Origin of the sequence: Streptomyces sp. NPDC059499, assembly GCF_042749285.1 — a bacterium.
Taxonomy (GTDB): domain Bacteria; phylum Actinomycetota; class Actinomycetes; order Streptomycetales; family Streptomycetaceae; genus Streptomyces.
Map to the genome: position 1 here is coordinate 837,036 of NZ_JBHYTT010000001.1, position 18,665 is coordinate 855,700.

Below are 18,665 nucleotides of genomic sequence, written 5' to 3' on the forward strand. Positions count from 1 at the left end.
ATCACGGTTCACGCCCCGGCGTTGACGTTGGCAAAGACGACGGCGGCGATCGCCAGGACAAGGGATCCGGCGAGCAGCGCGCCGAGGTAGGTCTGCACGTTGCCGGTCTGGGCGCGACGGACCACGGTGCCGAGGCCGCGGGCGAGGCTGCCCGAGGCGCTCACGTACGTGTCGACGACCTCGCGGTCCAGGAAGCGGACGAGGCGGGCTGCCGCCTGTACGGGGCGGACGAAGAGCCTCGTGTACAGGGCGTCGAGGTGGAAGCCGGTGACGGCGTGCCGGTGGAGTGGGCCGAGCAGGAGGCGGCCGGGGTCCGAGGGGTTGGGGGCGTCCGCGATGGTGCCGTAGGCGGCGGTGTGGGAGGTCATCGCCTCGACCTCCACCAGGGCGGGTTCCGCGTCGGGGTGGGCGGCGACCGCGCCGACCGGGGGACGGTCGGCCATCGCCATGGTGTGGCGCCAGGCCCCGTACGTGACGAGTCCGCCGACGAGGCCGACCCCGGTGGAGAGCACGGCGGTCGTGAGGGACGGGGTGAGGCTGTGTCCGTCGAACCAGTCGGCGATGGCGCCGACGGTGAGGCCGAAGGCGATCGTGGGGACGGCGAGGACCCAGAGCACGGAGGTCATCGCGACGGGCTGCCTGCCGTGGTCGGGGGCTTCGGTGCCGCGCCCGCGGAAGGCGAGGAGCCACAGTCGGGTGGCGTAGGCGGCGGTGAGGACGGCGGCGAGGAGCCCGGCGACGAGGATCGTCCAGCCTGCGGCCGCGGGCGCCACGTCACTGTCGCCGAAGGCGGTGTGCTCGGCGGCGACGAGTACGGCTTCCTTGGAGAAGAAGCCGGCGAACGGGGGGATGGCGGCGAGCGCGAGGAGGGCGACGGTCATCGTCCAGTAGGCGTCGGGGATGCGCTTGGCCAGGCCGCCCATGCGGGACATGGCGGCCAGTGAGTTGGTTCCCGCGGCGTGGATGACGACGCCTGCGGCGAGGAAGAGGACGGCTTTGAACGCACCGTGCGAAATGAGGTGGAAGACGGCGGCACCCCGGTCGCCGACGGCCAGGGCTCCGGACATGTAGCCGAGCTGTCCGATGGTCGAGTAGGCGAGGACGCGTTTGATGTCGTCCTGGGCCAGAGCGGCGAGCCCGGAGCCGATCATCGTGACGGCGGCCATCACGGCGAGGACGACGAGGGCTGCGCCGGATTCCGCGAAGACGGGGAGGAGCCGGGCCACGAAGTAGATACCGGCGGCGACCATCGTCGCGGCGTGGATGAGCGCGGAGACCGGGGTCGGGCCGGCCATCGCGTCGGGCAGCCATGTGTGCAGGGGGAACTGCGCGGACTTGCCCGCGACGCCTGCGAGGAGCAGCAGGGCGATGAGGGTGGGGTGGTCGAGTCCGCCGTCGGCGACGGCGCCGAGGATGCCGGTGATGCGGAAGGTGCCGGTGTCCGCTGCGAGTGCGAACAGGCCGATGAGGAAGGGGACGTCGCCGAGCTTGGTGACGAGGAAGGCCTTGAGGGAGGCGGCGCGGGCCTCGGGCGTCTCCCAGTAGTGACCGACCAGGAAGTACGAGCAGATGCCCATGATCTCCCAGCCGACCAGGAGCACCATCAGGTCGCCGGAGTAGACGACGAGCAGCATCGCGGAGGTGAAGAGGGAGACGAGGGCCGCGTAGGAGGGGTAGCGGGCGTCGTCGCGCAGGTAGGCCGTCGAGTAGATCTGCACACACGTGGCGACGAGTGCGACGAGGACGGCGACGAGGACGGCGAAGCCGTCGAGGTACAGGGCGAGGTCGATGGGGACCGAGCCCGTGGGGGTGAGTTCGGTCGCGGCGACGATGGCCGGACCGCCGCCCTGGCGTACGGCGACGACGACGGCGATGACGCCTGCGGCGAGCGTGGGCAGTACGGCGAGGGGCCGGGCGTAGCCGGTCCTGCCGAGGAGGAGTCCGGCGGCAGCACCCAGGAACGGGAGGAGGGGGACGAGGACGGCGAGGGTCGTGGTGGTCACGCGGTGGCCTCTGCCTTCTTTGCCTTCCCTGCCGGAGCAGCGGCCGGGTCTGCGGTGCCGCGGACGGCGTCGTCGGTGTCCTCGTCGCCGGGGAGCGTCTCGGCCTCGTCGGTCTCCGCGGTGTCGCGGAGACGGTCGACGTCCGAGCTGCCCCGGTTGCGGTAGACGGCCAGGACGATCGCCAGGCCGATGCCGATCTCGGCGGCGGCGATGGCGATGGTGAAGAGGGTGAGGGCCTGGCCGGAGTGGAGCGCGTCGCGGAGCCAGACGTCGAAGGCGACCAGGTTGAGGTTGACGGCGTTGAGCATCAGCTCGACGGACATCAGTACGAGGATCGCGTTGCGGCGGGCGAGGACTCCGTACAGCCCCGTGCAGAAGAGGAGGACGGCGAGCACGGCGGGATAGGCGAGGTGCATCAGCTCTTGTCCTCTCGGTCCTTGCGGGACAGGACGATCGCGCCGACGAGGGCGGCGAGCAGCAGGACGGAGAGCGCTTCGAAGGGCAGCACCCAGTGCCGGAAGAGGAACTCGCCGGTCGCCCCGGTGGAGCCCTGGGCCGGTCCGTCCAGGTCGATCCAGGTCGTACGGAAGGCGTCCACGACGACCCAGACGAGGGCGGCTGCCGAGGCCACGGCCACGCCCAGGGCGACCCATCGGTTGCCCGAGTCGGCGTCCGGGGAGTGGCCGATGGGGGCCCGGGTGAGCATCAGCCCGAAGAGGAGGAGGACGACGATGGAGCCGACGTAGATCAGCACCTGCACCCAGGCGATGAACTCGGCGGTGAGCAGGAGGTACTCGACGGCCAGACCGCCGAGCGCCACGACGAGCCAGAGGGCGGCGTGTACGAGCTGCTTGGTGGTGACGGTGATGAGTGCCGCGCCGAAAGTGGCGAGTCCTACGAGGAGGAAGGCGATCTCGACGCCGGTCGGGGAGAGGAAGCCGGGGTGACCGGCGGCCGCTGCGAGGGTCACTCCTGTCCCCCCTGTTCGCCGTCCTGCGCCGCGTCCTGCGCCGCGTCCTGTGCCGCGTTCTGTTCCGTAGCCCGGTCCGTGACCACGGCCTGTTCCGCTTCCTGGGCGGCCTGGAGCTTCTCCGCCGTCTTGCGGGCGGCCGCGATCTCCTTCGGCTCCTCGGCTCCCGGGTCGAGTGCGGGCGGCTCGGGCACGGTCCACATCCATTCGCGGAGCTTGTCGCGCTCGTGGGTGAGTTCGTGGATGTCCGTCTCGGCGTACTCGAACTCCGGAGACCAGAAGAGCGCGTCGAAGGGACACACCTCGATGCAGATACCGCAGTACATGCAGAGGGCGAAGTCGATCGCGAACCGGTCCAGGACGTTACGGCTGCGCTCGCGGCCACCGGGAGCGGCGGCGGGCACGGTCTCCTTGTGGGAGTCGATGTAGATGCACCAGTCGGGGCACTCGCGTGCGCAGAGCATGCAGACGGTGCAGTTCTCCTCGAACAGTCCGATGACGCCGCGGGTACGGGGCGGCAGTTCCGGCTGGACGTCCGGGTACTGGGCGGTGACCGTGCGCTTCGTCATGGTCCGCAGGGTGACGGCGAGACCCTTGGCCAGGCCTGAGCCGGGGATCGGAGGCACTAGTTGATCGCCACCTTCACGATGCCGGTGAGCGCGATCTGCGCGAGAGCGAGGGGGATGAGCGTGGTCCAGGCGAGCTTCTGCAGCTGGTCCTCGCGCAGACGGGGGTAGGTGACACGGAGCCATATGACGACGAAGGCGAGGACGGCCACCTTGAGCAGGGTCCAGACCCAGCCGAGCCCGTCGGCACCGAGCGGGCCGTGCCAGCCGCCGAGGAAGAGAACGGTGGTCAGCCCGCACAGGACGACGATTCCGGCGTACTCGGCGAGCAGGAACAGGGCGAAGCGCAAGCCCGTGTACTCGGTGTACGCGCCGAAGATGATCTCGGAGTCGGCGACCGGCATGTCGAACGGCGGACGCTGGAGTTCGGCGAGCCCTGCCACGAAGAAGACGAGGGCCCCGACGATCTGCCAGGGCAGCCACCACCACTCGAAGGCGTTCAGGATGCCGGGGAGCGAGACGGTGCCGGCCGCCATGGCCACGGAGGCGGCGGCGAGCAGCATCGGCAGTTCGTACGCGAGGAGCTGCGCCGCGGTGCGGAGCCCGCCGAGGAGCGAGAACTTGTTGGCCGAGGCCCATCCCGCCATCAGTGAGCCGAGTACGCCGATGCCCATGACGGCGAGCACGAAGAAGATGCCCGCGTCGACGACCTGGCCGACCGCGCCCTCGCTGGGCCCGATCGGGATGGCGACGAGCACGAGGAGGTACGGGAGGAGGGCGACGGCGGGAGCGAGCTGGAAGACGCGGCGGTCGGCATCGGCCGGGACCACGTCCTCCTTCTGCGCGAACTTCACGCCGTCCGCGACGAGCTGGGCCCAGCCGTGGAACCCGCCCGCGTACATCGGGCCGAGCCGGCCCTGCATATGGGCCATCACCTTGTGCTCGGCCTGTCCCACGACGAGCGGGACGACCATGAACACGGCGAAGACGATGACGAGCCGGATGGCGACGTCGAGTACGTCGTTCACGCGGTATCGCCTCCGGCGGGACGGTCGGTTCGGGGGTCTGGGTCGGGTTCGGGCTCGGGCTCGGCTTCGACGGGGCCTGGCTCGGAGTCGGGGCCGGATTCGTCCTGCGGCGCGGGAGCGGGTGCCGTGGGCGGCTCAGGCTCGGCGGCTTCGGCGGCTTCGGCGGCTTCGGGCTCCGTGACTGCGGGCTCAGGCTCGGTCGCCTCGGCCCCAGGTTCGGTGACTCCCGCCCCAGGTTCGGTGACCCCGGCCTCAGGCTCCGTCGCTCCTGCCCCGGTGGTCCCCGCCTCCGTGGCCTGGTCCGGAGCAGCCTCCGGAGTGGGGCCGGCGTCCGGAGCGGTGGGCTCGGGTGAGTCGGTGGCGCCGCCTGAGGAGGCGTCGTCGAAGGCAGGGCGTGCGTGGTGCCAGGGTGCGTCCGTGCTGCGGACAGCACGGGGTGCACGCGTGCTCGTCGGCTCGGTGCCCGCGGGCCCGGCGTCAGCCGGTGCGGGTGCCGCGTCTGCCTCGGTGGCCTCGGTCGCCGGGGCGGCAGGCTCCGCGGACTGGCTTGCCGAGCCCTGGGAGACACTGCGGCTCCGACGCGGCGGCCCCGCCTGCGGGGTCGCCGCGGCATCCGGCGCCGTGGCATCCGGCGCGGTGCCACCCGCCGCGGCGTCCGGCGCCGCGGGGCGCTGCGCCGCCGAGCCTTCGCTCGCGGTGCGTGCCCGGCGTACGGGACGGTCGCCCGCCGCCCGGGCTCCCCTGGCCGGGCGGGCCGGGGCAGGCGGGAGCTGGCCCTTGAGCGGGCCCCACTCGTTGGGGTCGGGGACGCCCGGCGGCAGCATGGTGCGCCGCTTGGGCCCGCCGTGTTCGGACTCGCCCGGCTCCTTCGCGCCCGGCCAGGCCTTGGCGACCCGGGCGGCCAGGACGAAGTCCTTGCGCAGCGGGTGGCCTTCGAAGCCCTCGGGCAGCAGGAGCGGAACCAGATGCGGGTGGTCCTCGAACCGGACGCCGAACATCTCGTGCGTCTCGCGCTCGTGCCAGGCCGCCCCCGCGTACACGTCGATCGCGCTGGGCAGTGTGGGCGCCTCGTGCGGAACCGTCGTACGCACCAGCAGGCGCCGGACCCGGCCGCTGCTCGGCGCTGCGACGTGGGCGCAGACGAGGAAACCGGTGCCCGGCTCGTCGACCGCGCTCAGCCAGTCGAAGTAGCCGCAGCCCAGCTCGTCGCGGGCCGTTTCGAGGGCGGTGATCCAGGAGGAGGCGGGAACGTCGACGGTCAGCAGGTCGTACGCGTACGCAGCCGTGGCGTCCTCGCCGAAGATGTCGACGACGGCATCCGGCAGCCGGTCGTACGTGTCCGCGGCGGTCACTTCTGCTCCTCCCCCGGTGTCTTCGGGGCGGCGACGAGACCGCTGCGCAGCGCGGCGGTCGAGGGGCGGGCGGTGTCCTCGGTGGCGTACCGCTCGGCGAGCGACTCCCGGGCGATCTTCTCCTGGAGCTTGAGAATGCCCTGGAGCAGGGCTTCGGGCCGGGGCGGGCAGCCGGGTACGTACACGTCGACGGGGATGATCTGGTCGACGCCCTTCGTCACGGAGTACGAATCCCAGTACGGGCCGCCACAGTTGGAGCAGGCGCCGAAGGAGATGACGTACTTGGGTTCGGGCATCTGCTCGTAGAGCCGCTTGACCGCCGGGGCCATCTTGTCCGTCACGGTGCCGGACACGATCATGAGGTCGGCCTGCCGCGGTCCGGGGGCGAACGGAATCACGCCGAGCCGGATGAAGTCGTGGCGTGCCATGGAGGCGGCGATGAACTCGATGGCACAGCAGGCGAGTCCGAAGTTGAAGACCCAGAGGCTGTAGCGGCGGCCCCAGTTGAGGACCACCTTCATCGGTTCGGGCGCGAGCCGGGACAGCACGCCGAGCCTCTTCGGCTCCGGCAGCAGCGTCGGATCGGGCAGCGGCACGGGAGGTTCCGGGTTCGGCCGGCTCGTCACGCCCATTCGAGGACGCCCTTCTTCCATGCGTAGAGCAGTCCTACGGCCAGGAAACCGAGGAAGATGAACATTTCCACCAGCGTCGTCGCACCGTATCCGGGTGCCGCGAACACCGTTGCCCACGGGAACAGGAAGATCGAGTCGACGGCGAAGATCACGTACAGGAAGGCGTAGACGTAGTAGCGGACCTGGGTGTGGGCCCAGCCCTCTCCCACGGGGTCCACGCCGCACTCGTAGGTGAGAAGTTTCTCCGGCGTCGGGACCACGGGCCTGAGCAGTCGGCCGGCCCCGAAGGCGACGGCGACGAACAGCACGCCGACCAGGGCGAGCAGTCCGACCACTGAGTAGCTCTGGAAGTAGTCCGACGCGAGAACGGTCGGTCCCGGCACGTCCGCCACGTCCGCCCCTCGCTCCCTCAGCATGTCCGACGTCTGTACGCACGGGAGTCTAGGCCCTGTTAAAGAGAGGGTAAGCAGCCGCGTCGGACAAGTGGTGGGGTTATCCCTACTTCGCCCCACCCACGAACCCCATGGCGTGCGCGGGTTCCGCCCGGCAGGCTGGGTCCATGACCATGAGCCCCTCCCTGCCGGACAACGACCGGCCGCCGCCCGCGCGCTTCGCCTTCGACCGGCAGACGTGGAAGGAGATCGCGTTTCTCCTGGCCAACCTTCCGATGGCAATTGCCGGATTCGTCTACACCGTGCTCCTGATCGGCGTGGGCGTGGGGCTCTCCGTCACCGTCGTCGGTCTGCCGTTGCTCGCCCTCGGGCTGCAGGGCGCGCGTGGGCTCGGCAGGGCGGAGCGGGCCCGTGCGAGGGGGATGCTCGGGGTGCGGATCGACGAGCCGAGCCCGATGCCGCGCGGCCGCCGGGACCGGGGGTTCTTCTCCTGGCTGTGGTCGGGGCTGAGGGATCCGGTGGGCTGGCGGGCGTTGTTGTTCTCGTTCATGCGACTGCCGTGGGGTGTGGCGACGTTCGCCGTGACACTGGTGGGCCTCTTCGTGCTGTGGCCGGTGCTTCCCTTCGTCGCGCGGGGGCTGACGAACGCGGACCGGGCGATGGCGCGGGGGCTGCTCTCCCCCTCCGACGAGTTGGAGGCCCGGATCGCCGAGCTGGAGTCGGACCGCGGGGTGGTCGTGGACACGGCCGCCGCGGACCTGCGCCGCATCGAACGGGACCTCCACGACGGCGCCCAGGCCCGCCTCGTCGCCCTCGCCATGGACCTCGGCCTCGCCAAGGAGAAACTCACCGCCGACCCCGAAGCGGCCGCCCGCATGGTCGACGAAGCCCACGGCGAAGTGAAGGTCGCCCTCCAGGAACTCCGCGACCTCGCCCGCGGCATCCACCCCGCCGTCCTCACCGACCGCGGCCTGGACGCCGCCCTCTCCGCCATCGCCTCCCGCTGCACCGTCCCCGTCAACGTCTCCGTGGACCTGCCCGGCCGGCCTGCGGAGGCCATCGAGGGGATCGCGTACTTCACGGTGTCCGAACTCCTCCAGAACGTCAGCAAGCACAGCCGTGCCCGGTCGGTCTCCGTCGAGGTGTGGCGCTCCCAGGAGCGGCTGCTGATCCAGGTGACGGACGACGGGATCGGCGGCGCCCGGCTGGACGGCGGCACGGGCATGGCCGGGCTGGCGGAGCGGCTGGGCGCGGTCGACGGGCTGTTCGTGCTGGACTCTCCGGAGGGCGGGCCCACCACGGTCACCGCGGAGCTGCCGTGGCGCGACCGTGCGGACGCCGCGCCGAAGACCGTCTGACGGTGTCCCGCGGGCGGAGGGGTGGGGAAAACCCCCGGCCGGATACGGAGACCGTCCTCATGGTGCGGATCCCCTCGGCACAGCAGTCTTGAGATATCAGCCGTTGTACCGGCACGCGGGGAGCTCCCGCCCAGAAGAAACGGACGGAGGCCACTGATGGCCACGGCATACGGACCGGACGCACGGGACCACCACCGGCCCGGCGCCGGATCGGGCGGTTACCCCCCGGAGAAGCACTTCCTCCCGGCGGTCCTGCGCGCACCCTTCGAGGCGCGGACGTGGCGTGAGCTCGCCTACCTGGTGCTGAGCCTGCCGATCAGCGTGGTCCTGTTCAGTTTCGCGATCACCATGATGTCGCTGGGCCTGGGCATGCTGATCACCTTCCTCGGCATTCCGGTACTTGCCGCGGGTCTGGTCATGTGCCGCGGCTTCGGTGCGATGGAGCGGGTCCGCGCGCGTGGGCTGCTGAAGCTGGACGTGGCCGATCCCGCACCGGTACGGGGGAGGACGGGCGGCCTGATGTCCTGGGTCGGTGCGGTGCTGAAGAGCGGGGTGTCCTGGCGGCATCTGCTGTACGCGCTGCTGCACTTCCCGTGGGCCCTGTTCGCCTTCGTCGTCTCCGTGACGTTCTGGACGTACGGGTGGGCCATGTTCACCTATCCGCTGTGGCGCTGGGTCTTCCCGGCGTACGCGGGCGTCGACGGGATCCAGCTGTACGGCGACAGCACCCATCAGGTCTACCTCGACTCAGCCTTCGAGATGGCGGTCACCAGCGGTCTCGGCCTGGTCCTCGTCCTGGTCACGCCGTGGATCATCCGTGGCCTGGCGTCCGTGGACCGGGTGATGGTCGGCGGCCTGCTCGGCCCCTCGCGGCTGGCGACCCGGGTCTCGGAGCTGGAGTCGGACCGCGGGGTGGTCGTGGACACGGCCGCCGCGGACCTGCGCCGCATCGAACGGGACCTCCACGACGGCGCCCAAGCCCGCCTCGTCGCCCTCGCCATGGACCTCGGCCTCGCCAAGGAGAAACTCACCGCCGACCCCGAAGCGGCCGCCCGCATGGTCGACGAAGCCCACGGCGAAGTGAAGGTCGCCCTCCAGGAACTCCGCGACCTCGCCCGCGGCATCCACCCCGCCGTCCTCACCGACCGCGGCCTGGACGCCGCCCTCTCCGCCATCGCCTCCCGCTGCACCGTCCCCGTCAACGTCTCCGTGGACCTGGAGTCCCGGCCCGCCCAGGCCATCGAGGGCATCGCTTACTTCACGGTGTCCGAACTCCTCCAGAACGTCAGCAAGCATGCCCGGGCCACCCGTGCGGGGGTCGATGTGTGGCGCGCCGCGGACCGGCTGATGCTCCAGGTGACGGACAACGGGCGCGGTGGGGCCGACCTCACGTCGGGCAGCGGCCTGGCCGGTCTGACCGAGCGGCTGGACGCGGTCGACGGCATTCTCGTCGTGGACTCCCCCGCCGGTGGCCCGACGACGGTCACGGCCGAGCTGCCCTGGCGGGGCTGACAGTTCCCCGCAGCGCACCAGCCACTCCACGCAGCGCCCCGGCCGCCTCGAAGGCGACCCGGGGCGCTGCGCTCGGCGTGCGGCGGACGAAAGCTGCTTGTACGGCCCGTCAGGGCGTCGATCCTGGGATGCTTGAGGTCGCGGGCACGGCGCGTTGGGCGGCGTACACACGGATCACCATCAAACGTTGGACATGGACAGTGGGGGACACAGCGTCGTGGAGGAACGAGTGCGGGTTGTCATCGCCGAGGACTCAGTACTGCTTCGGGAGGGACTCACCCGGCTTCTGACCGATCTCGGGCACGACGTCGTCGCGGGGGTGGGGGATGCCGAGGCGCTGATCAAGACCGTGAACGACCTCGCCGCTCAGGATGCGCTGCCCGATGTGGTGGTCGCCGATGTGCGGATGCCACCGACCCACACCGATGAGGGTGTGCGTGCCGCGGTTCGGCTGCGCAAGGAGTACCCGGACATCGGGGTGCTGGTCCTCTCGCAGTACGTCGAGGAGCAGTACGCCACCGAGCTGCTGGCCGGCAGCAGCCGGGGGGTGGGCTACCTGCTGAAGGACCGGGTCGCCGAGGTCAGGGAGTTCGTGGACGCCGTGGTGCGGGTGGCCCAGGGCGGGACCGCGCTGGACCCCGAGGTGGTGGCGCAGCTGCTGGGCCGGAGCCGTAAGCAGGACGTGCTGGCGGGGCTCACTCCGCGCGAGCGGGAGGTCCTCGGTCTCATGGCGGAGGGGCGGACGAATTCGGCAGTGGCCAAACAGCTGGTGGTCAGCGACGGCGCCGTGGAGAAGCACGTCAGCAACATCTTCCAGAAACTGGGCCTGTCACCCAGTGATGGAGATCACCGGCGCGTTCTGGCGGTTCTCACCTATCTCAAGTCGTAGCGATCCGACGATGTAGTGGCATTGGAGCGAAATCCCAGGCCTGGAACGAAAGGATGAGTGCCGAGAGCGTTCGTCCGAAGGCCCGGGGGTCCGAGAAATATGGCAAAGCGTGACGAATCAGTTTCCCAAAAACGCGTCCACCATATGATCGGTCCAAGGAAGGCGACCCTTACAGAAGTAGGGTGGGGCCTGGACCGCCGGCGGGCCGGCCGGTCCCGAGCCGCCGCCCCGAGGGAGGTCCAGTTCAGTGACCAGCCAGGTCAGTAGCCCAGCCGGAAAGACCGATGACGCCAGCGAGGCTGTCGTCGGGGAGCAACGCGCCCCCCAGTCAGAACAACCGGGCGCCACTGAGAAGGAAATCCGCCGTCTGGACCGGGTGATCATCCGTTTCGCGGGTGACTCGGGTGATGGCATGCAGTTGACGGGTGACCGGTTCACGTCGGAGACGGCGTCGTTCGGGAACGACCTGTCGACGCTGCCGAACTTCCCGGCCGAGATCCGGGCGCCTGCCGGCACGCTGCCGGGTGTGTCGTCGTTCCAGCTGCACTTCGCGGACCACGACATCCTGACTCCCGGCGACGCGCCGAACGTCCTGGTCGCGATGAACCCCGCCGCACTCAAGGCGAATATCGCCGATGTGCCGCGCGGGGCGGACATCATCGTGAACACGGACGAGTTCACGAAGCGCCCCATGGCGAAGGTCGGCTACGAGACCTCCCCGTTGGAGGACGGGTCGCTGGAGGCGTACAACGTGCATCCGGTGCCGTTGACGACGTTGACGATCGAGGCTTTGAAGGAGTTCGGGCTTTCCCGTAAAGAGGCCGAGCGGTCGAAGAATATGTTTGCGCTCGGGTTGTTGTCGTGGATGTACAACCGTCCGACGGAGGGTACGGAGAAGTTTCTCCGGTCGAAGTTCGCGAAGAAGCCGGTCATTGCCGAGGCGAATGTGGCGGCGTTCCGGGCGGGCTGGAATTTCGGTGAGACGACGGAGGACTTCGCTGTCTCGTATGAGGTGGCTCCTGCGACGCAGGCGTTCCCGACGGGTACGTACCGCAATATTTCTGGGAATCTCGCGTTGTCGTACGGGTTGATCGCGGCGGGCCGGCTGGCGGATCTTCCGGTGTACTTGGGTTCGTATCCGATCACTCCCGCCTCGGACATCCTGCATGAGCTGTCGCGTCACAAGAACTTCGGTGTGCGCACGTTCCAGGCGGAGGACGAGATCGCGGGGATCGGGGCGGCGCTGGGTGCGGCGTTCGGTGGTTCCCTCGGAGTGACGACGACGTCGGGTCCGGGGGTGGCGCTGAAGTCGGAGACGATCGGTCTGGCGGTGTCTTTGGAGCTGCCGTTGCTGATCATCGACATCCAGCGGGGCGGCCCCTCGACGGGACTGCCGACGAAGACGGAGCAGGCGGATCTGCTGCAGGCGATGTACGGGCGCAACGGTGAGGCGCCGGTGCCGATCGTTGCTCCCAGGACACCGGCGGACTGCTTCGACGCGACGCTGGACGCGGTGAGGATCGCGTTGACGTACCGGACTCCGGTGTTCCTGCTGTCGGACGGGTATCTGGCCAACGGTTCGGAGCCGTGGCGGATCCCCGAGACCGACAGCCTCCCGGACCTGCGGACACAGTTCGCGACCGGCCCGAACCATGAACTCGCCGACGGTACGGAGGTGTTCTGGCCCTACAAACGGGATCCGCAGACGCTGGCCCGTCCCTGGGCGGTTCCCGGGACGCCGGGGCTGGAACACCGGATCGGCGGGATCGAGAAGCAGGACGGCACCGGGAACATCTCCTACGACCCGGCCAACCACGACTTCATGGTCCGCACCCGCCAGGCGAAGATCGACGGCATCACCGTTCCTGACCTGGAGGTGGATGATCCGGCGGGGGCCACCACCCTGGTCCTCGGGTGGGGTTCGACGTACGGGCCGATCACCGCTGCGGTACGCCGGCTGCGGGCGGCCGGTGAGCCGATCGCGCAGGCCCACCTGCGTCACCTCAACCCGTTCCCGAAGAACCTCGGCGAGGTGCTGAAGGGCTACGACAAGGTCGTCGTCCCGGAGATGAACCTCGGCCAGCTCGCCATGCTCATCCGGGCCAAGTACCTGATCGACGCCCGCAGTTTCACCCAGGTCAACGGAATGCCCTTCAAGGCCGAGCAGCTCGCCACAGCCCTCAAGGAGGCCATCGATGCCTGACACCAACGAACTCCTCCACCTGGTCCCCAAGGCCGAGGGCAAGCAGTCCATGAAGGACTTCAAGTCCGACCAGGAGGTGCGCTGGTGCCCGGGCTGCGGTGACTACGCGGTACTCGCGGCGGTGCAGGGGTTCATGCCCGAACTCGGGCTGGCGAAGGAGAACATCACCTTCGTCTCCGGCATCGGCTGCTCATCCCGCTTCCCGTACTACATGAACACCTACGGGATGCACTCCATCCACGGCCGCGCCCCGTCCATCGCGACCGGACTGGCCACCTCACGCCGTGACCTGTCGGTCTGGGTCGTCACCGGCGACGGAGACGCCCTGTCCATCGGCGGGAACCACCTCATCCACGCCCTGCGCCGCAACGTCAACCTCAAGATCCTCCTGTTCAACAACAGGATCTACGGACTGACCAAGGGCCAGTACAGCCCCACCTCCGAAGTCGGCAAGATCACCAAATCCACACCGATGGGCTCCCTCGACGCCCCCTTCAACCCCGTCTCCCTCGCCCTGGGCGCCGAGGCGTCCTTCGTCGCCCGCACCGTCGACTCCGACCGCAAACACCTCACCAGCGTGCTGCGCGCCGCGGCCGACCACCCGGGCACCGCACTCGTGGAGATCTACCAGAACTGCAACATCTTCAACGACGGCGCCTTCGACGCCCTCAAGGACAAGGACCGGGCCGAGGAAGCCGTCATCCGCCTCGAACACGGCCGGCCCATCCGCTTCGGCGCCGACGGCCACAAGGGCGTCGTACGCGACCCGATCACCGGCGACCTCGAAGTCGTCGCCGTCACCGAGGACAACCAGTCCCGCATCCTCGTCCACGACGCCCACAACCCCAGCCCCACCACCGCCTTCGCCCTCTCCCGCCTCGCCGACGCCGACACCCTCCACCACACCCCCATCGGCGTCCTGCGCAGCGTCGAACGACCCGTCTACGACACCCTCATGTCCGACCAGCTCGACACCGCCGTCGAACAACACGGCAAGGGTGATCTGAGCACCTTGCTGGCGGGCAACGACACCTGGACCGTGATCGGCTGATCCGCCGTCACACCTGTTCGCCGGGGCCCGGAACCGACTGGTTCCGGGCCCCGTCGTATGCCGCGCGCGCCGACTCGACGGCGTCCACCTGCTGCTCGGACCAGCGGGCCAGCGCCCAGACCCGGTCGGCGGCCTCCCTGCCGAGCGGGGTGAGCGAGTAGTCCACGCGGGGCGGGATCACCGGCTTCGCGTCCCGGTGCACGAAGCCGTCGCGCTCCAGCGTCTGGAGGGTCTGGGCCAGCATCTTCTCGCTGACGCCGCCGACCGTGCGGCGCAGCTCGCTGAACCGGTAGGAGCGCTCCAGCAGCGCGGCCAGCACGAGCACACCCCACCGGCTGGTGATGTGTTCGAGAACCAGCCGGGAGGGGCAGTTCTGCTGGTTGACGTCCGGGCGGCGACCGCCCACTTCGTCCAGGATGCTTACCTTCATACCAGTACCTTACTTCAAAGTGGGTACTTTCCTAGGGTTAGTGCCCCTCTTATGGTGAGTGTGTCCCCCTCACCTCAGTACCAGCGCCACCAGGAGAGAACCCCCATGAGCATCGTCGTCACCGGAGCCACCGGACAACTCGGCCGCCTCGTCATCGAGCAGCTGCTCACCACGGTCCCGGCGGACGGGATCGCCGCAGTCGTCCGCAGCAAGGAGAAGGCTGCCTCTCTCGCCGCCCGCGGCGTCGAGATCCGCATCGCCGACTACGACCGGCCGGAGACCCTCACCGATGTGTTCCGGGCGGGCGACCGGGTGCTGCTGGTCTCCGGCAGCGAGATCGGCCGGCGGGTGGCGCAGCACACCGCCGTGATCGCCGCCGCCAAGGCGGCGGGCGTCGCCCAGCTGGCGTACACCGGCGTGCTGGGCGGGCCGGACGCGGACTTCCAGCTGGCTGCCGAGCACAAGGTGACCGAGCAGCTCATCCTCGACTCGGAACTCCCGTACACCCTCCTGCGCAACGGCTGGTACACCGAGAACTACACGGCGAACCTCGCGCCCGTCCTGGAGCACGGGGCCGTCGTCGCCAACGCGGGTGACGGCCGCATCGCCTCCGCCTCGCGCGCCGACCTCGCCGCCGCCGCGGCGGCCGTACTGACCGGCGAGGGCCACCTCGGGGCCGCGTACGAGCTGAGCGGCGACGTCGCCTGGTCCCTGGCCGAGTACGCCGCCGTGGTCGCCGCCGCGACCGGCAAGGAGGTCACGTACACGAACGTGCCCGCCGCCACGCACCGGGAGATCCTCGTCGGCGCCGGGCTGCCCGAGGGCCTCGCGGCGATCCTCGTCGACGTCGACGAGGCGATCGGACGCGGACTCCTCGCCGGTACCAGCGGTGACCTGGCCCGCCTGATCGGCCGGCCGACGACTCCGCTCGCCGAGACGGTGGCGGCCGCGGTCTCCGCCGGCTGAACGGCCGGCCGTAGCCGTGTCACGAGTGTTTCCGTGAGACGGCTATGACACGAGGCCTTTCCGGCGCTACCGTCGTGCAGTCGGCCGACCGTCGACGCAGGAGCGCCGGGAGGGCCCGTGAAGGGGAAGAACGAACAGCGGGCAGGCCTGCTGTACGGAATCGGGGCGTACGGGATGTGGGGCCTCGTGCCCCTGTTCTGGCCGCTGCTGCAGCCGTCCGGAGCGATGGAGATCCTCGCCCACCGGATGGTCTGGTCGCTGGGTGTCGTGGGCATCGCGCTGCTCGCCCTGCGCCGTTGGGCCTGGATCGGCGAACTGCTCAGGCAGCCCGCGAAGCTGGGTCTCATAGCGATCGCCGCGACGGTCATCTCCGTCAACTGGGGCATCTACATCTGGTCCGTCAACAACGGCCACGTCGTCGAGGCGTCACTCGGCTACTTCATCAATCCGCTGGTCACGATCGCGATGGGTGTCCTGCTGCTCGGTGAGCGGCTGCGGCCCGTGCAGTGGACCGCGGTGGCGACCGGTCTCGCCGCGGTGCTGGTCCTGGCGATCGGCTACGGGCAGCCGCCCTGGGTCTCGCTGGCCCTGGCCTTCTCCTTCGCGACGTACGGACTGGTGAAGAAGAAGGTCAACATGGGCGGCCTGGAATCGCTGGCCGCCGAGACCGCTGTGCTGTTCGTGCCCGCGCTCGGGTTCCTCCTGTGGCTCGCCGCACGCGGTGACACGACGTTCCTGGTCGGGGGCGCGGGACACGGGGCGCTCCTCGCCGCGACGGGCCTCGTGACGGCCGTCCCCCTCGTCTGCTTCGGCGCGGCGGCGATCCGGGTGCCGCTGTCCGTGCTCGGTCTGCTGCAGTACCTGGCCCCGGTCTTCCAGTTCGGGCTCGGCATCCTGTACTTCCACGAGGCGATGCCGCCGGAGCGGTGGGCCGGCTTCGCTCTGGTCTGGGTGGCGCTGATGCTGCTGACCTGGGACGCGCTGCGGACCGCGCGACGGACACGGGCCGAGGCGCTGCGCCTCGCCGTCCTGGCCGCGGAGGCCGGGGCGCCGGTGGGCACGCCTGCCGCTCCGGCCCCGGATGCGGCGCCTGGCACGGCACCGGGGGCGTCTGCCGGTACGGGTGCGGCGGCCGCGGAGCGGGCACCGGCTTCCTGACCGGGTGGGCCAGGACGAGATCGCGGCAGCCCGCGCGGGCTACGACGCACGCGCGGCCCCGGAGGAACGCCAGGACTCCTCCGTCCGGATCATGCCGTCGGACCGGGTGGGTGTGGCATGCATGGTGGACGGCACACGCAAAGGCTGATTGAGTGCCCGGGATGGGGACGATTCTGGGGGACATGAGGCACGTTCAGTGGCATGAGCTGCGCCATGCGGGCGGCTCCGCCTCCCAGGTCCCCGGCATGCTGTCGCGGATCGCCTGGGGCGACAGCGAGTCCGCCGAGGACGCACTGAGCGACCTGGGGCAGTGGATCGGCGCCATGGCCGTCTTCGACTCGACGGTCGCCACGGTGCCGTTCCTGTGGGAGCTCGCCGCGACGGCGTCGGTGAAGGACCGCGTCGGTGTGCTCGGACTGCTGCAGACGATCCTCGCCCACGGGCACATGCACCACCCGGAGTGGACGAGGGACTCCCACCTGGCCGTCCTGGCGGGCCGGACGACGGCCCTGCGGCTCACCGGTGACGGCGATCCCGCGGTCCGCGAGTCCGCCCAGGAGCTGCTGACCGCGCTCGACGGTCACGTCTGCAGGGCCTGCCCACCGGAGTAGGAGAGGTCAGCCGAGCGCGGCCTCGACCCGGTCCATCACGTGCTGCCAGTGGACGCGCCGCTCCTCGCGTGCCTCCGCGTTCGCGAGACGCTCCTCGTGGAAGCGGAGCACCGCCTTGTCCTGCGGGCTGGGCGACACCGTGACCTGGACCGTCGTGGAGCCGTGGGTCAGCCGGATGCGGTTGCCCGGGTGGTAGCTGCGGATCTCGCCCTCGACCCCGCCGGCCGTGCGGTACGGGGAGCCCTTCTCGGTGGGCAGCGACGAGGAGCCGAGCCAGAGGGCCACGCCCTCGTCGCCGGCGATGAACTCCCAGACGGCCGAAGCGGTCCTGGGCAGGGTCCTGGAAACGCCGATCTCCCACCCGGCGTCCTGTGTGAGTCCGGTCGGCATCATGCCTCTCCCTTCACTCCCCGGCGTCGCCGGGTTCCGTGTGGCGGGCGCGGTGCGCCCGTACCTTGTGGCGGTTGCCGCAGCGGCCCATCGCGCACCAGCGCCGCCTGCCGGGGCGGGAGGTGTCGACGAAGTGCAGGGCGCACCCGTGGGCCTCGCATTCCCGGATCCGGGAGGCGTACGGCCCCGTGAACAGCTCCACGGCATCCCGGGCGACCGTCGACAGGAGGGCCGTTCCGGTCGCCCCCGGGGCCCACTCCCGGCTGCCGTCGGCCGTCATCAGGGCCGCCAGCGGGGGCTCGGCGGCGGCCGCGTTCACCACGTCCGTGTCGGCGGGGGCGAGGCCGAGGCCCTTCGCGCGGGCCCGGGTCATCCGCCAGAGCGCACCACGCAGTGCATGGGCGCGGGCGAGCTCAGCCTCGCCGACCAGGAGCACCAGGCCGCCGGGCAGCCGGCTCTCGCCCGCCCACCGGACCAGGTCGGCGGGCTCGCGCAGCGTTTCGTAGTGCCATGGCACGCCGCCCGGATCGCTGGTGAGCAGCAGCTCCAGACACAGGGCCCCCGGATCGAACCGGTACGAACGGCCCTGCCGGGTCCGGAGGATCAGCCCCGGTTCCGGCGTGCCTGTTGCCGACGCAGTCATGTAACCACTATAAACGGTTTCCATGACCCTGCACTGGAAAGTCGTCATCGATGCCCAGGACCCGCACGCCCAGGCCGACTTCTGGGCCGAGACGCTGGGGTACGCGGTGGAGGACCACAGCGCCCTGATCGAGGAGCTGCTCGGCTTCGGGGCGGTGGACGAGTCCCTCACGACCGAGTCCCACGGGCGCCGGGCCTGGCGCGACCTCGCCGCCGTGCGGCACCCCGACGAACCCCACGAGGAGAAGAGCGGCATGGGCCTCGGGCGCCGCCTGCTCTTCCAGCGCGTCCCGGAGCCCAAGACGGTGAAGAACCGCCTCCACCTGGACGTTCACACGCCCGAGGGACAGCGCGAGGCGGAGGTGGAGCGACTGGTGGGGCTGGGCGCGAGCGTGCTGCGCACCGTCGACGAACCCTCCGGGTCCTGGCAGGTACTCGTCGACCCGGAAGGCAACGAATTCTGCGTCCAATGACAGAGCTGACCGTCCGCGCAGGTCAGCGGGGTACGGCCG

21 protein-coding genes are annotated in these 18,665 nt (G+C 70.3%); 10 read left to right on the top strand and 11 right to left on the bottom strand.

Annotated features, from left to right (window positions below):
• Nucleotides 1–8: 8 nt before the first annotated feature.
• The 8 genes from ACFW9O_RS03960 to ACFW9O_RS03995 are packed head-to-tail and all read right to left on the bottom strand — an operon-like array spanning nucleotide 9 to nucleotide 6,967.
• A complete protein-coding gene (locus tag ACFW9O_RS03960; protein WP_384604651.1) occupies nucleotides 9–2,003 on the bottom strand; it encodes an NADH-quinone oxidoreductase subunit L in 1,995 nt (664 codons plus the stop codon).
• Nucleotides 2,000–2,419, bottom strand: a complete 420-nt coding sequence (gene nuoK / locus ACFW9O_RS03965) for an NADH-quinone oxidoreductase subunit NuoK (RefSeq protein WP_351175775.1) — start codon at nucleotides 2,417–2,419, stop codon at nucleotides 2,000–2,002. The genes ACFW9O_RS03960 and nuoK overlap by 4 nt, the downstream gene beginning before the upstream one ends.
• Nucleotides 2,419–2,973, bottom strand: a complete 555-nt coding sequence (locus ACFW9O_RS03970) for an NADH-quinone oxidoreductase subunit J (protein WP_384604655.1) — start codon at nucleotides 2,971–2,973, stop codon at nucleotides 2,419–2,421. The genes nuoK and ACFW9O_RS03970 overlap by 1 nt, the downstream gene beginning before the upstream one ends.
• Complete coding sequence (locus ACFW9O_RS03975) at nucleotides 2,970–3,599, bottom strand: NuoI/complex I 23 kDa subunit family protein (protein ID WP_384604657.1); 630 nt, start codon at nucleotides 3,597–3,599, stop codon at nucleotides 2,970–2,972. The genes ACFW9O_RS03970 and ACFW9O_RS03975 overlap by 4 nt, the downstream gene beginning before the upstream one ends.
• Entirely contained in the window at nucleotides 3,599–4,567 is a 969-nt protein-coding gene (locus ACFW9O_RS03980) for a complex I subunit 1 family protein (protein WP_351175781.1), read from the bottom strand. Before ACFW9O_RS03980 ends, ACFW9O_RS03975 begins: the two co-directional genes overlap by 1 nt.
• A complete protein-coding gene (locus tag ACFW9O_RS03985; RefSeq protein ID WP_384604660.1) occupies nucleotides 4,564–5,919 on the bottom strand; it encodes an NADH-quinone oxidoreductase subunit C in 1,356 nt (451 codons plus the stop codon). Before ACFW9O_RS03985 ends, ACFW9O_RS03980 begins: the two co-directional genes overlap by 4 nt.
• Entirely contained in the window at nucleotides 5,916–6,551 is a 636-nt protein-coding gene (locus ACFW9O_RS03990; protein WP_351175785.1) for an NADH-quinone oxidoreductase subunit B family protein, read from the bottom strand. Before ACFW9O_RS03990 ends, ACFW9O_RS03985 begins: the two co-directional genes overlap by 4 nt.
• Nucleotides 6,542–6,967 (bottom strand): NADH-quinone oxidoreductase subunit A, encoded by a 426-nt coding sequence (locus ACFW9O_RS03995; protein WP_351175787.1) that lies wholly within the window; start codon nucleotides 6,965–6,967, stop codon nucleotides 6,542–6,544. The genes ACFW9O_RS03990 and ACFW9O_RS03995 overlap by 10 nt, the downstream gene beginning before the upstream one ends.
• A gap of 143 nt (nucleotides 6,968–7,110) precedes the next feature.
• Between ACFW9O_RS03995 and ACFW9O_RS04000 the strand changes: the two genes are divergently transcribed.
• The 5 genes from ACFW9O_RS04000 (at nucleotide 7,111) to ACFW9O_RS04020 (ending at nucleotide 13,956) form a co-directional block, all read left to right on the top strand.
• Nucleotides 7,111–8,301, top strand: coding sequence for a sensor histidine kinase (locus tag ACFW9O_RS04000; RefSeq protein ID WP_384604664.1), 1,191 nt, complete (start codon nucleotides 7,111–7,113; stop codon nucleotides 8,299–8,301).
• Between the two features lie 156 nt (nucleotides 8,302–8,457).
• The gene (locus ACFW9O_RS04005) at nucleotides 8,458–9,813 is read left to right on the top strand and encodes a sensor histidine kinase (RefSeq protein ID WP_384604667.1); all 1,356 of its coding nucleotides are present in this window, start codon (nucleotides 8,458–8,460) and stop codon (nucleotides 9,811–9,813) included.
• Between the two features lie 229 nt (nucleotides 9,814–10,042).
• Nucleotides 10,043–10,702: a response regulator transcription factor gene (locus ACFW9O_RS04010; RefSeq protein ID WP_351175799.1), complete on the top strand. Its 660-nt coding sequence runs from the start codon at nucleotides 10,043–10,045 to the stop codon at nucleotides 10,700–10,702.
• A gap of 247 nt (nucleotides 10,703–10,949) precedes the next feature.
• Nucleotides 10,950–12,905, top strand: coding sequence for a 2-oxoacid:acceptor oxidoreductase subunit alpha (locus ACFW9O_RS04015; protein WP_384604670.1), 1,956 nt, complete (start codon nucleotides 10,950–10,952; stop codon nucleotides 12,903–12,905).
• Entirely contained in the window at nucleotides 12,898–13,956 is a 1,059-nt protein-coding gene (locus ACFW9O_RS04020) for a 2-oxoacid:ferredoxin oxidoreductase subunit beta (protein WP_384604673.1), read from the top strand. Before ACFW9O_RS04015 ends, ACFW9O_RS04020 begins: the two co-directional genes overlap by 8 nt.
• A gap of 7 nt (nucleotides 13,957–13,963) precedes the next feature.
• Here ACFW9O_RS04020 and ACFW9O_RS04025 read toward each other — a convergent pair whose 3' ends face one another.
• Nucleotides 13,964–14,386 carry a winged helix-turn-helix transcriptional regulator gene (locus ACFW9O_RS04025; RefSeq protein WP_384604676.1) on the bottom strand — a complete coding sequence of 141 codons (423 nt, stop codon included), beginning with the start codon at nucleotides 14,384–14,386 and terminating at the stop codon, nucleotides 13,964–13,966.
• A 105-nt stretch (nucleotides 14,387–14,491) separates the two neighbouring features.
• Between ACFW9O_RS04025 and ACFW9O_RS04030 the strand changes: the two genes are divergently transcribed.
• The 4 genes from ACFW9O_RS04030 (at nucleotide 14,492) to ACFW9O_RS04045 (ending at nucleotide 17,121) form a co-directional block, all read left to right on the top strand.
• Nucleotides 14,492–15,352: an NmrA family NAD(P)-binding protein gene (locus ACFW9O_RS04030; RefSeq protein ID WP_384604680.1), complete on the top strand. Its 861-nt coding sequence runs from the start codon at nucleotides 14,492–14,494 to the stop codon at nucleotides 15,350–15,352.
• A gap of 117 nt (nucleotides 15,353–15,469) precedes the next feature.
• The gene (rarD, locus tag ACFW9O_RS04035; RefSeq protein ID WP_384604683.1) at nucleotides 15,470–16,510 is read left to right on the top strand and encodes an EamA family transporter RarD; all 1,041 of its coding nucleotides are present in this window, start codon (nucleotides 15,470–15,472) and stop codon (nucleotides 16,508–16,510) included.
• Nucleotides 16,511–16,514: 4 nt separating this feature from the next.
• Nucleotides 16,515–16,658 carry a hypothetical protein gene (locus ACFW9O_RS04040; RefSeq protein ID WP_384604686.1) on the top strand — a complete coding sequence of 48 codons (144 nt, stop codon included), beginning with the start codon at nucleotides 16,515–16,517 and terminating at the stop codon, nucleotides 16,656–16,658.
• A 13-nt stretch (nucleotides 16,659–16,671) separates the two neighbouring features.
• Nucleotides 16,672–17,121 carry a hypothetical protein gene (locus ACFW9O_RS04045; RefSeq protein ID WP_384604689.1) on the top strand — a complete coding sequence of 150 codons (450 nt, stop codon included), beginning with the start codon at nucleotides 16,672–16,674 and terminating at the stop codon, nucleotides 17,119–17,121.
• Between the two features lie 6 nt (nucleotides 17,122–17,127).
• Here ACFW9O_RS04045 and ACFW9O_RS04050 read toward each other — a convergent pair whose 3' ends face one another.
• Together ACFW9O_RS04050 and ACFW9O_RS04055 are read right to left on the bottom strand one after the other, a co-directional pair.
• A complete protein-coding gene (locus ACFW9O_RS04050) occupies nucleotides 17,128–17,511 on the bottom strand; it encodes an SRPBCC domain-containing protein (RefSeq protein ID WP_384604692.1) in 384 nt (127 codons plus the stop codon).
• Nucleotides 17,512–17,524: 13 nt separating this feature from the next.
• The gene (locus ACFW9O_RS04055; RefSeq protein WP_351181005.1) at nucleotides 17,525–18,154 is read right to left on the bottom strand and encodes an ABATE domain-containing protein; all 630 of its coding nucleotides are present in this window, start codon (nucleotides 18,152–18,154) and stop codon (nucleotides 17,525–17,527) included.
• Between the two features lie 22 nt (nucleotides 18,155–18,176).
• On the opposite strand from ACFW9O_RS04055, the gene ACFW9O_RS04060 reads away from it, so the two are divergent.
• On the top strand, nucleotides 18,177–18,626 hold the full coding sequence (locus tag ACFW9O_RS04060; RefSeq protein ID WP_384604696.1) for a VOC family protein: 450 nt from the start codon (nucleotides 18,177–18,179) through the stop codon (nucleotides 18,624–18,626).
• Nucleotides 18,627–18,665: the final 39 nt, after the last annotated feature.